Source organism: Micromonospora sp. CV4 (assembly GCF_003667455.1).
In the GTDB taxonomy this organism is placed as follows: domain Bacteria; phylum Actinomycetota; class Actinomycetes; order Mycobacteriales; family Micromonosporaceae; genus Micromonospora.
This window is the reverse complement of record NZ_RCVI01000204.1, coordinates 25,312-39,900: the sequence shown is the minus strand read 5'-3', so window position 1 is coordinate 39,900 and position 14,589 is coordinate 25,312. Positions and strand designations below refer to the sequence as shown.

Here is a 14,589-nt window from a genome sequence, read left to right as displayed (position 1 = left end):
CCGCTCGAAAGATCCCCGCTCGAAAGGACGATCCGCAATGGTGGAATCCGACAAGATGCCCGTCAGCCGACGTCAGGTACTTCAGGCATCGGCCATCGGCGCCGCGGCAGTGGCCGCCGCCGGCGCGCTCCCGGCGACCGCCGCGGAGGCAGCGACGGCCACCGGGACGACGACCGGCCTGGCCTCTCCGGGCGCCGTCCCGGCCGATCCCGGCCCCGGCGGCACCGCCCCGGTCCGGCCGTTCCAGCTGCGTGACGTGACGCTGGGCGACGGCCTGCTCCAGGAGAAGCGTGACCGCATGAAGAGCTACCTGCGGCAGCTCGACGAGCGGCGCTTCCTTGTGCTGTTCAACAACCAGGCCGGACGACCGAACCCGCCGGGCGTCTCCGTCCCCGGGGGCTGGGAGGACGGTGGGCTGCTCAGCGGCCACTGGGCCGGCCACTTCATGACGGCCCTGGCGCAGGGTTACGCCGACCACGGCGAACCGATCTTCAAGAGCAAGCTCGACTGGATGGTCGACGAGTTGGCGGCGTGCCAGGCCGCGATCACCGCGCGGATGGGCGGGGGCGGCCCGGGCGGCGAGGAACCGGAGGAGCCGCAGATCGGCCGGGTACCGGGTCGCTTCGGAAGCGGCCTGCGCCTGAACGGCCCGAGCCAGGCACAGCACGTGGCCCTGCCGCAGGAGGCGATCAGCCAGCTCGCCGACTTCACGATCGCCGCCTGGGTGAATCTCGCCTCCACCCAGAGCTGGAGCCGGCTGTTCGACTTCGGTCAGAACACCACGGTCAACATGTTCCTGACCCCGCGCGCCGGTGTCACCGGCAACGTGCCGAGGTTCGCGATCACGGTCAGCGGGGGCGGTGGCGAGCAACGGATCGACGGCGCCGCGGCCCTGCCCACGAACCAGTGGGTGCACCTCGCCGTCACCCTCACCCAGAACACCGGCACGCTGTACGTGAACGGTGAACAGGCCGGCCAGAACACGGCCATGACCCTCAGCCCGGCCAACCTCGGAAACCCCGGGAACCGGTGGATCGGGCGGTCGCAGTACGGCGACGCGTACCTGGACGCCACCGTCGACGAGTTCCACATCTTCGACCGGGCCCTGAGCCAGCCGGAGGTCCGGTCGCTGCTGGACTCGGCTGCCGGGAGCACCGGCGGCGGGTCGATCGCCTGGTACCGGTTCGACGAGGAGGGGGGCTCCACCATCAGGGACGCCTCGCCCAACGGCCGGGACGGCGGCATCGTGGCGAGCCAGAGCGGGGGAGCGGCCGACTGGATCCCGACCCACCCGGGCTACCTGGGCGCGATCCCGGAGGACGCGGTGCTCCGGCTCGGTCCGCCACGGTGGGCCGTCTACGGCGGCGACCTGAGCACCAACACCTGGGCGCCGTGGTACACGCAGCACAAGATCATGCGTGGTCTGCTCGACGCGTATTACCACACCGACAACCCCAAGGCCCTCGACGTGGTCGTCAGGATGGCCGAGTGGGCCCACCTGGCGCTGACCGTCGGGGACAAGAACCATCCCGCGTACACGGGCCCGATCACCCGGGACAACCTGAACTACATGTGGGACCTCTACATCGCCGGTGAGACCGGTGGCGCGAACGAGGTGTTCCCCGAGATCTACGCGCTCACCCGCGACGCACGGCACCTGGACACCGCGAAGCGCTTCGACAACCGGGAGTCACTCTTCGACGCCTGCGTCGAGAACCGCGACATCCTCGTCACGACGCCGCAGACCCGTCCCGGTCGTCGCCGACCGGATCGACTGCACGCCAACTCGCACGTGCCGCAGTTCGTCGGCTACCTGCGCGTCTACGAGCACAGCGGTGACCCCGAGTACCTCAAGGCCGCCAAGAACTTCTTCGGCATGGTCGTCCCGCACCGGATGTACGCCAACGGCGGGACCGGCGGCAACTACCCGGGCTCCAACAACAACACCGAGTTGTTCCAGAACCGGGACAACATCGCGAACTCGATCGCCCAGGGTGGCGCGGAGACCTGCACCACCTACAACCTGATCAAGCTGGCTCGTAACCTGTTCCTGCACGAGCACGACCCGGCGTACCTGGACTACTACGAGCGCGGCCTGCTCAACCAGATCCTCGGTTCGCGTGCCGACAACACGAACGTCAACAACCCGCAGGTCACCTACTTCCAACCGCTGACCCCGGGCGCCACCCGCAGCTACGGCAACACCGGCACCTGCTGCGGCGGGACCGGCATGGAGAACCACACCAAGTACCAGGAGACGGTCTACTTCAAGTCGGCCGACGGCAGGGCGCTGTGGGTCAACCTGTACGTGCCGTCGACGCTGACCTGGGCCGAGAAGGGCTTCGTCGTCACCCAGGAGACGAACTACCCGCGGGAGGACCGCACCAGGCTGACCGTCGACGGGCGCGGGCGGCTCGACATCAAGCTGCGGGTGCCGGGCTGGGTGGAGAAGGGCTTCGTCGTGACGGTCAACGGCGTCGTTCAGAAGGGCGCCGCCAAGCCCGGCACCTACCTGACCGTGAGCCGGACGTGGAAGCCGGGCGACACCATCGAGATCCGGATGCCGTTCAGCATCCGGATCGAGCGGGCGCTGGACCGCCCCGACACCCAATCGATCTTCTGGGGTCCCCTCCTGCTGCAGATCCTCGGAAACCCGGGTGTCGGCAACTACCGGGAACTGTCCCTGTACCGCCACCTGAAGCGGGACGGCGACTACGCCCGCGCGGCGATCACAGCCGCCGGCAGCACGGAGGCGGGCGACGCGCTCTTCACCACGCACGGCTTCACCCTGCGGCCGTACCACATCGGCGACACGCAGGCCGCCTCGTCGTACTTCCGGCGGGTCGAGCCGATGATCGTGTTCGGGTCGGTCGACACCGGTGTGCCCAACCGCAAGCGGAACGACGGGTTGCCCAACTACGACGTACCCGTGGCGGGCGTGCCGTCACCCGGCACTGACGGCCCGACCTTCCTCGACCTGCTCTGGGATCAGGCGCCCTTCTCCAACCACGGCCAGTTCGTGTCGGCCGTCAACCACCTCGCGCAGTCGTTCGTCAAGGACGGGCTCCTGAGCCGGGAGGAGAGGTCGATCGTCGTGACGAGCGCCGCGCGGTCCAACAAGGAACTCGCTCCGTAGGCGTCGCCGGACGCGGTACGCCCGCGTGCCGGATGGCCGTGGCCCGGTCGACCCGACCGGGCCACGGCGGTTCCGGTGGCGGTGCCACCGTCGGCGCTGCCGATGGGCGGCACCGACGTTTCGAGCGTTTTCGGGATGGGCGACCCGGCCCGTGCCGGGGCGACCAGCTCCCCGGGTAGTGTCCGCCCCGGTAGGGGGGCCTGCGCCCGCTGCCGGGGCACACCCGCGCCGCAAGATCTCCGAAAAGGTTTTAGGATGTGCTCCGCTGGCTGATCGACAAGACACCCGGCGACGGCCTCGCCGACGCGCAGCGCACCTGTGTCGGTCGCTGAGAGGGAGCATCGCATGACCACCGAACCCGAGGTCCCCGCCTACCGCCCACCCACCCTCACCGATGTCGCCAAGCTCGCCGGGGTGTCGGTCGCCACCGCGTCCAAGGCCATCAACGGTCGCGGTGAGGTGCGGTCGAGCACGAGGGTCCGGGTGCTGGAGGCCGCGGAGCTGTTGTCCTTCGCGCCGAACGCCCTGGCCCGTGGGTTGCTCAGCGGGCGCACCGGCACCGTCGGCCTGCTGACGAGTGACCTGGAGGGGCGCTTCTCGATCCCCATCCTGATGGGCGCCGAGGACGCGTCCGGAGCCGGGCAGGTCTCGGTCTTCCTCTGCGACGCGCGCGGCGACGCGATCCGGGAGAAGCACCACGTGCAGGCGCTGCTGTCCCGGCGGGTGGACGGCCTGATCGTCGTGGGTTCCCGCACCGACCCCCGGCCGCCGCTGGCCGGCACCATCCCCGTGCCGGTCGTGTACGTCTACGCCCCCTCCGCCGACCCGGCGGACATCTCGATCACGGTCGACAACGTGGGTGGTGGCCGGCTCGCCATCGAGCATCTGCTGGCGTGCGGCCGACGCGCCATCGCCCACATCACCGGGGAGGCCGGGTTCCAGGCGGCGAGGGACCGGGCGGAGGGCGCGGCGGCCGCCCTCGCCGCCGCCGGCCTGCCCATGGTCGGCGACCGGCCCTACTTCGGGTCGTGGGACGAGTCCTGGGGGAGAGCCGCCGCGCACATGGTCATCGAGCAGCATCCCGAGGTCGACGCGATCTTCTGCGGCAGCGACCAGATCGCCCGTGGTGTCCTGGAGACGCTGCGGGACTTCGGACGGGACGTGCCGCGCAGCATCTCGGTCATCGGCTTCGACAACTGGGAGGCCATCGCCGCTGACTCCCGCCCGCGACTGACCAGCATCGACATGAACCTGAAGCACCTCGGCGAGGTGGCCGGCCAGCGGCTCTTCGCGGCGATCGACGGCGCCGCGCCCAGTTCGGAAGAGTTTCCCGGTCGCGTCGTGATGCGCGAGTCGACCCTGCCCGTCGGCTGAGCACCGTGCCGCCGTCGCGGTGGCGGTTTCAGTGGTGCAGAACCGGGCCGGTGGACTCACGGACCACCAGGCGGCCGGGTTGCCGGATGACCCCGCTGCCGGCGTTGCCGTCCATCGCGGCGAAGAGATGGTTGACCGCGGCGGCCCCGAGCTGTTCCAGATTGAGGTCCACGGTGGTCAGCGGCGGCCGGCAGTCGGCCGCGAAGAACTCCCAGTTGTCGTATCCCACGATCGCCACGTCGTCGGGGATCCGCCGACCGAGGTCGCGCAGGGTGTCGGCCGCGCCGGCGGCGACCTGGTCGTTGCCGCAGAAGATCGCGTCCACGTCCGGCCGGGCGGCGAGCAGCAGCCGCGCGGCGTGCCGGCCCCACCGTTGCGACCACTCGCCGTAGAGCGGGTCGCCGGCCGGGGTGAGCCCCGCCTCGGCGAGCACCGTTCGGAGGCCGGCGGCGCGATCACGTGCCGCACGGTACGTGTCCGGCCCGGTGATGTGCCCGATCCTGCGGCGGCCGTGCGACACCAGGTGCTCGGCGGCCAGCCGGGCGCCGCCCTCGTCGTCCGCCACGATCGACAGGTCGTTCGGATCGGTCGACTCGGCGTAGGCGTAGACCACCGGGACGGGGATGTCCTGTGTCAACGACGGGCGCACGTCGTTGCTGTCGCCGACCACGATGAACCCGTCGACCTGGCGGGCGAGCAGGGTACGGATGTAGTGCTGCCGGCGGATCGCGTCGCCGCGCGCGTCACAGAGCAGCACGGACATCTGCCCGTTGCCGAGGGCGTTCTCGGCGCCGAGCAGGATGGGTATGGCGAACCGGCCGCCGAGTTCGTCGGTGAGCAGCCCGACCGTGCGGGTGCGCCCGGAGATCAGCCCGCGAGCCAGCACGTTCGGCTGGAACGACAACTCGGCGGCGGCCCGCAGGACGCGTTCGCGGGTCTCCGGGGCCACCTCGGCTCGGCTGTTGAGTGCCTTGGACGCGGTGGCCACGGAGGTGCCAGCGCGGTTCGCCACGTCGCTCAACGTCACTGACTGGGATCGTCGTCGGCCCACCGAAAGCCTTTCGCAATCATTTCAGGGTGATGAGCGGGTGTCAGCTGCCTCCTGCTCCTCGCAAGCGTAGTGCGCAGGCTGCCTCCCGGGAAGTCGGCGGAGCTGCCGAGACCGGCGATCGCTCGATGCCCTCGACCCCGCTTTGAAACGGTTTTCGGAGGGGACTTTCGGCCCGTCACCGTGAAGTCCCGTCGCGGTCGACCCGCTCCGGGCCGGCTTGTTTCGCTCTGCTGAACCCATTGACACGGTTGTGATCCACCGGAACCATCAGCGACAGTCCACTGCTCCTGCCTCGGCGTCACGAGTTTCCATGACAACGATGTCAGGCTGCGGCTCCGAAGGACCGACCGCACCAGCGACGGTCCACTCTGCCCAGACGTTCGACGTACTCGACCCCGCTCGAGGCGAAAGGCCCTGCCCCTCATGTCGCATCCCCCCACCGCGCGCCGCCTGTCCCCCCGCCTGATCGCCGCGACAACCGCGATCCTGCTGCCGGTGGGACTCATCATCGGCGCGCCCCTGGCCAGCGCCGCGCCCACCACCGCGCCGCCCGGCAACTTCAACTCCTCGTTCGAGGCGGCCGACCCGCAACCCGCCGCGACCACCGTCGAGGTCGACGCGAAGGGCAAGCCGGTCCAGGCGAACCTGACCGGATCGAGCCGCCGGGTGCTGCCCGGCAGCCTGCTCGACCAGGTCGGCGCGGTGACCGCGAGCGCCGAGAACGCGCCGAACGAGACTGCCGCGAAGCTCGCGGACGGCGATCCGTCGACCAAGTGGCTGGCGCGCAGCCGGACCGGCTGGGTGACGTACCAGCTGGCCAAGCCGTCGACCGTGGTGCGGTACGCGCTGACCTCCGCGAACGACGAGCCGACCCGGGACCCCAGGGACTTCACCGTGCAGGGGTCCAACGACGGCGACACCTGGGTCGACCTGAACCGGCAGACCGGGCAGAGCTTCGCCGGGCGGTTCGCCACCAGGACCTACAGCTTCGCGAACACGACCGCCTACGGCTACTACCGGCTGAACATCACCGCCAACACCGGTGACCCCCTCGTTCAGCTCGCCGGCTGGGACATCAGCGACGGCTCCACCGTCCGACCGCCGGCCGCCCCCATGGTCAGCGTCGTCGGCGCCGGTCCGGCCGACGGTTACACCACCAAGCCGGGGGTCGGCTTCACCGGACTGGCTTCGCTGCGGTACGCGGGCGGCGCCGAGGACGACGGCCGGTCGTACGCGACCAACCGGCTGTTCGACGTGCACATCCCGGTGGGACCGAAGACGCGGCTGTCCTACAAGATCTTCCCCGAATACACCGGCCAGGACCCCGGGTACCCGTCCACCTTCGCGGCCGTCGACCTGCACTTCACCGACGGCAGCTACCTGAGCCGCCTGTCGCCCGTCGACCAGCACGGTTACGCGCTCACCCCGGCCGGACAGGGCGCGTCGAAGGTGCTCTACGCCGAGCAGTGGAACGCGGTGCGGGCCGACATCGGCGCGATCGCGCGCGGCAAGACGATCGACCGCATCCTGCTCGCGTACGACAACCCGCAGGCAACGGCGGACACCCGGTTCCAGGGCTGGCTCGACGACGTCGCCGTGACGGCCTCCCCGGCGTCGATCGACGGATCACGGCTCACCAACTACGTCGACACCCGGCGCGGGACGAACTCGACGGGCGGGTTCTCGCGCGGCAACAACCTGCCGATCACCTCGGTGCCGAACGGCTTCAACTTCTTCACGCCGGTGACCGACGCGACGTCCGACTCGTGGGAGTACCAGTACCACCGGGTCAACAACGCCGCCAACCTGCCCACGCTCCAGGGCCTCGCGATCTCGCACGAGCCGAGCCCGTGGATGGGTGACCGCAACCAGATGTCGGTCATGCCGGTGACCGGCGACGGACCCCTCACCGGGCCGCCCAGCAGCCGGGGGCTCGCGTTCAGCCACGACGACGAGACGGCGCAGCCGGACTTCTACCGGGTCGCGCTGCAGAACGGTCTGATCGCCGAGATGTCGCCGACCGACCACGCCGGGATCATGCGGTTCACCTTCCCGTCCGGGCAGGCGACCGGAAGCCTCGTCTTCTACAACGGCACGTTCACCATCGGCGCCGACGGCACGTTCACCGGCTGGGTGGACAACGGAAGTGGCCTGTCGGCCGGTCGTAGCCGGATGTTCGTGTCCGGCGCGTTCGACCGGGCGCCGACGGCGTCCTCCGCGACGGCCGCCACCTTCGACGTGTCCGCGAACCGCCAGGTGACGATGCGCATCGCGACCTCGTTCCTCTCGGTCGACCAGGCGCGCCGGAACCTCGACCTGGAGGTCACCGGGAAGAGCTTCGACCAGGTCCACGCCGCCGCCACCGCCGCATGGAAGGACCGGCTCGGCCGGGTCGAGGTGCGGGGCGCGACCGAGACGCAGCTGGTGACGATGTACTCGAACCTGTACCGGCTGAACCTGTACCCGAACTCGCAGTCGGAGAACACCGGCACCGCCGCCGCGCCGCGCTGGCAGTACGCGAGCCCGGTGTCGGCGCCCACCGGCACGTCGACCGCCACCCACACCGGCGCGAAGATCGTCGACGGTCAGATCTACGTCAACAACGGCTTCTGGGACACCTACCGCACCGTGTGGCCCGCCTACGCGCTGCTGTACCCGGACGTCGCGGCCAGGATCTCGGACGGGTTCGTCCAGCACTACCGTGACGGCGGCTGGATCGCCCGCTGGTCGTCCCCGGGCTACGCCGACCTGATGACCGGCACCAGCGCCAATGTGGCGCTGGCCCAGGCGTACCTCACCGGCGTGAAGCTGCCCGACCCGCTCGCGGCGTACGACGCGGCGGTCAAGGACGCGACCGTCGCCTCCGGCCGCAGCGCCGTGGGCCGCAAGGGCATCGAGACCTCGCTGTTCCTCGGCTACACGCCGACCTCCACCGGAGAGTCGGTGTCGTGGGCGCTGGAAGGCTTCATCAACGACTACGGCATCGGCAACATGGGCGCGGCCCTGGCCAAGGACCCGGCCACGCCGAAGTCGGAGCGCGACCGGCTCAAGGAGGAGTCGCGGTACTTCCTGGAGCGCGCCCGCAACTACGTCCACCTGTTCGACCCGAAGACGAAGCTCTTCCAGGGCCGCGACGCCTCCGGCGCCTTCCTCGCCGGTGACCCGCTGGACTGGGGCGGCGTCTACACCGAGACCAACGGGTGGAACTTCGCGTTCACCGCACAGCAGGACGGCCAGGGACTGGCCAATCTCCACGGTGGGCCGAAGGCGCTGCGCGACAAGCTCGACCAGTTCTTCGCCACCCCGGAGAACGCCGACCGACCCGGCGGGTACGGCCGCACGATCCACGAGATGCTCGAGGCGCGCGCGGTGCGGATGGGCCAGCTCGGCATGAGCAACCAGCCGTCGCACCACATCCCCTACATGTACGCCTACGCGGGCGCCCCGGCCAGGACGCAGGCGATCGTGCGGGAGATCCTGCAACGCCTCTACGTCGGCAGCGAGATCGGCCAGGGCTACCTGGGCGACGAGGACAACGGCGAGATGTCGGCGTGGTACATCCTCAGCTCGCTGGGCATCTACCCGCTGCAGGCCGGGTCGTCCCACTGGACCATCGGCTCGCCGCAGTTCACCAAGATGACCGTCCGCCGCACGACCGGCGACATCGTCGTCAACGCGCCGGACAACAGCACGAGCAACGTCTACGTGCAGGGCGTCAAGGTCAACGGAAAGAAGCAGCGTGAGCTGTCCGTCGACGTGTCCGCGCTCGCCAGGGGTGGCACGATCGACTTCCAGATGGGCTCCAAGCCGTCGACCTGGGGCACCGGAAAGAACGACGCGCCGCCGTCCCTGACCCGGGGCGACAAGGCGCCCCAGCCGCTGCAGGACGTCACCGGCCCCGGTCTCGGCACCGCGACCGCGACGGGCGGGCAGGACGCGTCGAAGCTGTTCGACGACTCGTCGACCACGCAGCTGACGTTCGCCACCGCGACGCCGCAGGTCAGCTGGGCCTCCCGTGGCGTCAGGCAGAAGCCGACCTACTACACCCTCACCTCGGGCGCCAACGTGGGCGATCCGGCGGACTGGCGGTTGCAGGGCTCCAACGACGGCATCACCTGGAGCACCGTCGACTCCCGCAGGGGCGAGGCGTTCCGGTGGCGTAACCAGACCCGTCCGTTCGCCATCGACAATCCGGGCCGCTTCACGCAGTTCCGCCTCGTCGTGACCAGGACGGTCGGCGCCGCGCAGGCGAACCTCGCCGAGATCGAACTGCTCGCCGGGGGCGACATCGAGGTCGGCGGCGGCGACATCACGGTGACCGCCGCGGGCGCCGTGCACGCGACGTCCGGCGCACCCGTCTCGGTGCCACTGGCCTCCGTCACCGGGGGCACCGCCAGCGGCTACCGGGCCACCATCGACTGGGGTGACGGCTCACCGGTCACCGAGGGCACCCTGACGTTGAGCTCACGGGCCGTCTACAACGTCAGCGGCTCGCACACCTACGCCACGCCGGGTCACCACCAGGCGAGCGTCACGGTGACCGACGGCACCGGCCAGGGCTCGGTCACGGTCGGCGTCGACGTGGCCTACGCGCCGAGCTCCGGCCTCACCGCGGCGTTCGACACGGTCTGCGTCGGTGACGAGGGCGCCGTCGCGGCGAACTGCGACGCCAAGTCGTGGGCGTACTCGCGGGCCGCCCTGACGGCGGCCGGCGTGACCCAGGGCCAGCGGCACCAGGTGCCCGGAACGGAGCTGCGGTTCGCGCTGCCGGAGATCCCGGCAGGGCAGCCGGACAACGCCACCGGCAACGGCAGGACGGTCGTTCTCGACCTTCCGGCCGACGCCCGGAGCATCTCGTTCATCGGCGCCGGCACGCAGGGCAACCAGAGCACCACCGGCACGGCGACGTTCAGCGACGGCAGCACCGCCAGCATCCCGATCCAGCTGAGTGACTGGACGCTGGGCGGCAACGCCAACGGCACCCCGTCGTACGGCAACATCGTGGTCGCCAAGGCCGCGTACCGGTTGAGCGGCACGAGCCGGGACGGCGCGCAGCCGTTCCTGTTCGCCACCGCGCCGTACCAGATCCCGGCGGGCAAGACGCTGGTCTCGGTGACCCTGCCGACGCAGACCGGCGACCCCGGCTCGGCGGGCCGGATCCACGTGTTCGCCATCGCGAACGACGGCACACCGGCCCCCGCGCTGGTGACCACCGCACCGGCCAACCAGACGGCCAACGCCGGTCAGGTCCTCACGGCCGCCCTCGGGTCGGTGCGCGGAGGCGTTCCCGGCACGACGGGCTACCGCGCCCGGGTGCAGTGGGGCGACGGCACGGTTCCGGACGACGTCACGGTCGGCTCGGACGGTGCGCTGAGTGGACGGCACACCTACGCGCAGGAGGGCACCTACACGGTGCACGTCACCGCCTGGGACACGGTGTCGAGCAGCACCGCGACCTTCACGGTGACCGTGGCGCGTGGCGGGTCTCAGCCGGCGATCGAGGTGTCGTCGTCCGCCACTGTCACCAGCGGTGACGCGGTCGCCGTCAACGGCAGCGGGTTCGCGGCCGGTGAGCGGGTGACGGTGACTCTCGGCACCAGTCCGGCGCGGACCGTCACGGTCGCGGCCTCGGCGGCGGGAGCGGTACGAGCCTCCGTCGCGACGTCCGGTGACGTGCCGCCCGGCCGGTACTCCGTCACCGCCACCGGCGCGTCCTCCCGGACGCCGGCGACGGCCACCGTCCAGGTGACCGACAAGGTGGAGAAGCCGACCTACGAACCGCAGGCGGCGTTGACGAGCACGTCGGGACCGCGGGGCACGTCGATCACGGTCGACGGCGCCGGCTTCGCTCCGAACGAGGAGGTCACGGTCAGCTTCGGTGACGGCCTCGCGGTCCGCACGGTGCGCGCGAACGGTGATGGCGTCATCGCCGGCGCGACGGTCAGCGTCCCCGGGGCGGCGAAGGTCGGCCCGACCAGCGTCGCGCTGACGGGTGCCATCTCGGTGACCAGGGTCGCGCAGCCCTTCACCGTCACCGGGTAGCGGACACCGCTGTGGGCGGGCCGGGTCAGGGCCCGCCCACAGCGGGCAGGGCGTACGGCCCGCGCCGTCGGTGGTGTTGCGCTGCGCAAGCCACCGACCACTCGCCGGCCAGCCCGGATCGATGACGGCCGTCGCCACCGATCGCGACACGCCCGACCCCGACATGTGGGGTGTGACAAACGAGGTCGTCCCTATATATGGTGTCGAGCGCAGCTGGTTCGGCCGCTCATCCGCAGTGGTCGAGGCAAGAGGGAACCTGGTGGAAATCCGGGACTGCCCCGCAGCGGTGAGTGGGAACGACCGCCGTCATCAGCACTGGGCCGCCACGCGGCCTGGGAAGCGACGGCCAGTAGGAGACCGGCGATCCCGGTCGTGCCCACGAGTCCGAAGACCTGCCAGCGCGCCGCGCACCCGCACCCGGGTGTGCGGCGGTCCGACGCCGCGTGGGACGGCCGACGCCCCCTGACCCACGCCCGGCGTGGCGTCCGCCGGTGTCTGTCTCCTCGCGTCCGAGGGCCATCAGGTCTCGAACTCGCGAGGAGTGAGTGGTGACAGTCACCCAGGTGGTCCCGACCGGCGGCGACACCGCCCAGCCGGGCCGGCGGCGCACGCAGATGCACGTCCGCAAGCGCGACGGCGCCAGCGAACCGGTGGACGTCAACAAGATCGTCCGTGCGGTCGAGCGGTGGACCGACGACCTGACCGACGTCGACCCGCTGCGGGTGGCGACCCGGACGATCAGCGGCCTCTACGACGGTGCGACGACGGCGGAGCTGGACCGGCTGTCCATCCAGACCGCGGCCGAGATGATCGGCGAGGAGCCGCAGTACTCGCGCCTGGCCGCCCGTCTGCTGGCCGGTTACGTCGACAAGGAGGTGCGCCGGCAGGGCATCACCTCGTTCAGCGCGGCGATCCGGATCGGCCAGGCCGAGGGACTGATCGGCGACGAGACCGCCGCCTTCGTCGCCGCCCACGCCCGGACGCTGGACGACGCCGTCGACCCGAACGGCGACCGGCGGTTCGAGTACTTCGGCCTGCGCACGGTGTACGACCGGTACCTGCTGCGCCACCCGACCAGCCGGCTGGTGCTGGAAACGCCGCAGTACTGGCTGCTGCGGGTGGCCTGCGGCCTGTCCCGTACGCCCGACGAGGCGATCGACTTCTACCGGCTGATGTCCAGCCTGGCCTACCTGCCCAGCTCGCCGACGCTGTTCAACTCCGGCACCCGGCACACCCAGATGTCCTCCTGCTACCTGGTCGACTCCCCGCGCGACGAGTTGGACTCGATCTACGCGCGGTACGCCCAGGTCGCCAACCTGTCCAAGTTCGCCGGCGGCATCGGCATCGCGTACTCCCGGGTCCGGTCCCGGGGGGCGCTGATCCGCGGCACCAACGGGCAGTCCAACGGGATCGTGCCGTGGCTGCGCACGCTGGACGCGAGCGTCGCCGCGGTCAACCAGGGTGGCCGGCGCAAGGGCGCCGCCTGCGTCTACCTGGAGCCGTGGCACCCGGACGTCGAGGAGTTCCTGCAACTGCGGGACAACACCGGCGAGGACGCCCGGCGCACCCACAACCTGAACCTGGCCAACTGGATCCCCGACGAGTTCATGCGCCGGGTCGAGGCCGACGAGGTGTGGTCGCTGTTCGACCCGCACGAGGTGCCGGAGCTGCCCGACCTGTGGGGCGACGAGTTCGACGCCGCGTACCGGGCGGCCGAGGCGCAGGGCCGCTACGTGCGGCAGGTCCCGGCGCGGGAGCTGTACGGCAAGATGATGCGCACCCTGGCCCAGACCGGCAACGGGTGGATGACCTTCAAGGACGCGGCCAACCGGCTGTGCAACCAGACCGCCGAACCGGGCAACGTGGTGCACCTGTCCAACCTCTGCACCGAGATCATCGAGGTGTCCAGCGACGCCGAGACGGCCGTGTGCAACCTCGGCTCGGTGAACCTCGCGGCGCACCTCACCGACGGCGGCATCGACTGGCAGCGGCTGCGCGCCACGGTCCGTACCGCGGTGACGTTCCTCGACCGGGTCATCGACATCAACTACTACCCGACCGCGCAGGCGGCGGCGAGCAACCCCCGCTGGCGGCCGGTCGGGCTCGGGCTGATGGGCCTGCAGGACGTGTTCTTCGCGCTGCGGCTGCCGTTCGACTCCCCGGCGGCGCGGGAGCTGTCCACCCGGGTCAGCGAGGAGCTGTACCTGACCGCCCTGGAGACCTCCGCCGACCTGGCCCGCCCCTTCGGCGCGCATCCGGCGTACGGGCAGACCAGGGCCGCGCGGGGCCGGTTGCAGCCGGACCTGTGGGGTGTCGAGGGTACGCAGACCGCCCGGTGGACCGCGTTGCGCGAGCGGGTGGCCGCCCACGGGCTGCGCAACTCGCTGCTGGTGGCGGTCGCCCCGACCGCCACCATCGCCTCCATCGCCGGGTGTTACGAGTGCGTCGAGCCGCAGGTGTCCAACCTGTTCAAGCGCGAGACCCTGTCGGGCGAGTTCCTCCAGGTCAACACCGCTCTGGTACGCGAGCTGAAGGCCCGCGGCCTGTGGACCGAGCGGGTCCGGTCGGCGATCAAGCGGGCCGAGGGGTCGGTGCAGGACATCGCGGAGCTGCCGGCCGCCGTGCGCGAGCTGTTCCGCACCGCGTGGGAGCTGCCGCAGCGGGCGCTGATCGACCTGGCCGCCGCCCGCGCGCCGTTCATCGACCAGTCGCAGTCGCTGAACCTGTTCCTGGCCTCGCCCACCATCGGCAAGCTCTCCTCGATGTACCTGTACGCCTGGAAGGCCGGCCTGAAGACGACCTACTACCTGCGGTCCCGCCCGGCCACCCGGATCCAGCAGGCCACCGTCGCGCCCACTGCCGTCGCTCTCGTCGCGCCGTCCACGGCCGACGCCGAGGCGCTGGCCTGCTCCCTGGAGAACCCCGAGTCGTGCGAGGCCTGCCAGTGACCGCCGCCGCCGACGCCACCACCGACACGAGGACCACG

5 protein-coding genes and 1 riboswitch are annotated in these 14,589 nt (G+C 70.9%); of the genes, 4 read left to right on the top strand and 1 reads right to left on the bottom strand.

Features of this window, described 5'->3' with window-relative positions; genetic code table 11:
- Positions 1-37: 37 nt before the first annotated feature.
- Both EAD98_RS07625 and EAD98_RS07620 read left to right on the top strand, forming a co-directional pair.
- Positions 38-3,136: a beta-L-arabinofuranosidase domain-containing protein gene (locus EAD98_RS07625; protein WP_233583751.1), complete on the top strand. Its 3,099-nt coding sequence runs from the start codon at positions 38-40 to the stop codon at positions 3,134-3,136.
- Between the two features lie 345 nt (positions 3,137-3,481).
- Positions 3,482-4,510 carry a LacI family DNA-binding transcriptional regulator gene (locus EAD98_RS07620; RefSeq protein ID WP_121653344.1) on the top strand — a complete coding sequence of 343 codons (1,029 nt, stop codon included), beginning with the start codon at positions 3,482-3,484 and terminating at the stop codon, positions 4,508-4,510.
- 28 nt (positions 4,511-4,538) lie between these two features.
- On the opposite strand, the gene EAD98_RS07615 is transcribed toward EAD98_RS07620, so the two are convergent.
- Positions 4,539-5,561 (bottom strand): LacI family DNA-binding transcriptional regulator, encoded by a 1,023-nt coding sequence (locus tag EAD98_RS07615; protein WP_121653343.1) that lies wholly within the window; start codon positions 5,559-5,561, stop codon positions 4,539-4,541.
- A gap of 423 nt (positions 5,562-5,984) precedes the next feature.
- Here EAD98_RS07615 and EAD98_RS07610 point away from each other — a divergent pair, with 423 nt between their 5' ends.
- Together EAD98_RS07610 and EAD98_RS07605 are read left to right on the top strand one after the other, a co-directional pair.
- Positions 5,985-11,603 (top strand): GH92 family glycosyl hydrolase, encoded by a 5,619-nt coding sequence (locus EAD98_RS07610; protein WP_121653342.1) that lies wholly within the window; start codon positions 5,985-5,987, stop codon positions 11,601-11,603.
- A gap of 197 nt (positions 11,604-11,800) precedes the next feature.
- A riboswitch (cobalamin riboswitch) is annotated at positions 11,801-12,018 on the top strand.
- A gap of 199 nt (positions 12,019-12,217) precedes the next feature.
- Positions 12,218-14,551 (top strand): ribonucleoside-diphosphate reductase subunit alpha, encoded by a 2,334-nt coding sequence (locus EAD98_RS07605; RefSeq protein ID WP_233583754.1) that lies wholly within the window; start codon positions 12,218-12,220, stop codon positions 14,549-14,551.
- Positions 14,552-14,589 lie beyond the last annotated feature (38 nt).

Bases quoted from the DNA above. Each gene is read 5' to 3' on its own strand.
- EAD98_RS07605 (WP_233583754.1), top strand. From the start codon at position 12,218: ATGCACGTCCGCAAGCGCGACGGCGCCAGCGAACCGGTGGACGTCAAC.
- EAD98_RS07620 (WP_121653344.1), top strand. From the start codon at position 3,482: ATGACCACCGAACCCGAGGTCCCCGCCTACCGCCCACCCACCCTCACC.
- EAD98_RS07610 (WP_121653342.1), top strand. From the start codon at position 5,985: ATGTCGCATCCCCCCACCGCGCGCCGCCTGTCCCCCCGCCTGATCGCC.
- EAD98_RS07625 (WP_233583751.1), top strand. From the start codon at position 38: ATGGTGGAATCCGACAAGATGCCCGTCAGCCGACGTCAGGTACTTCAG.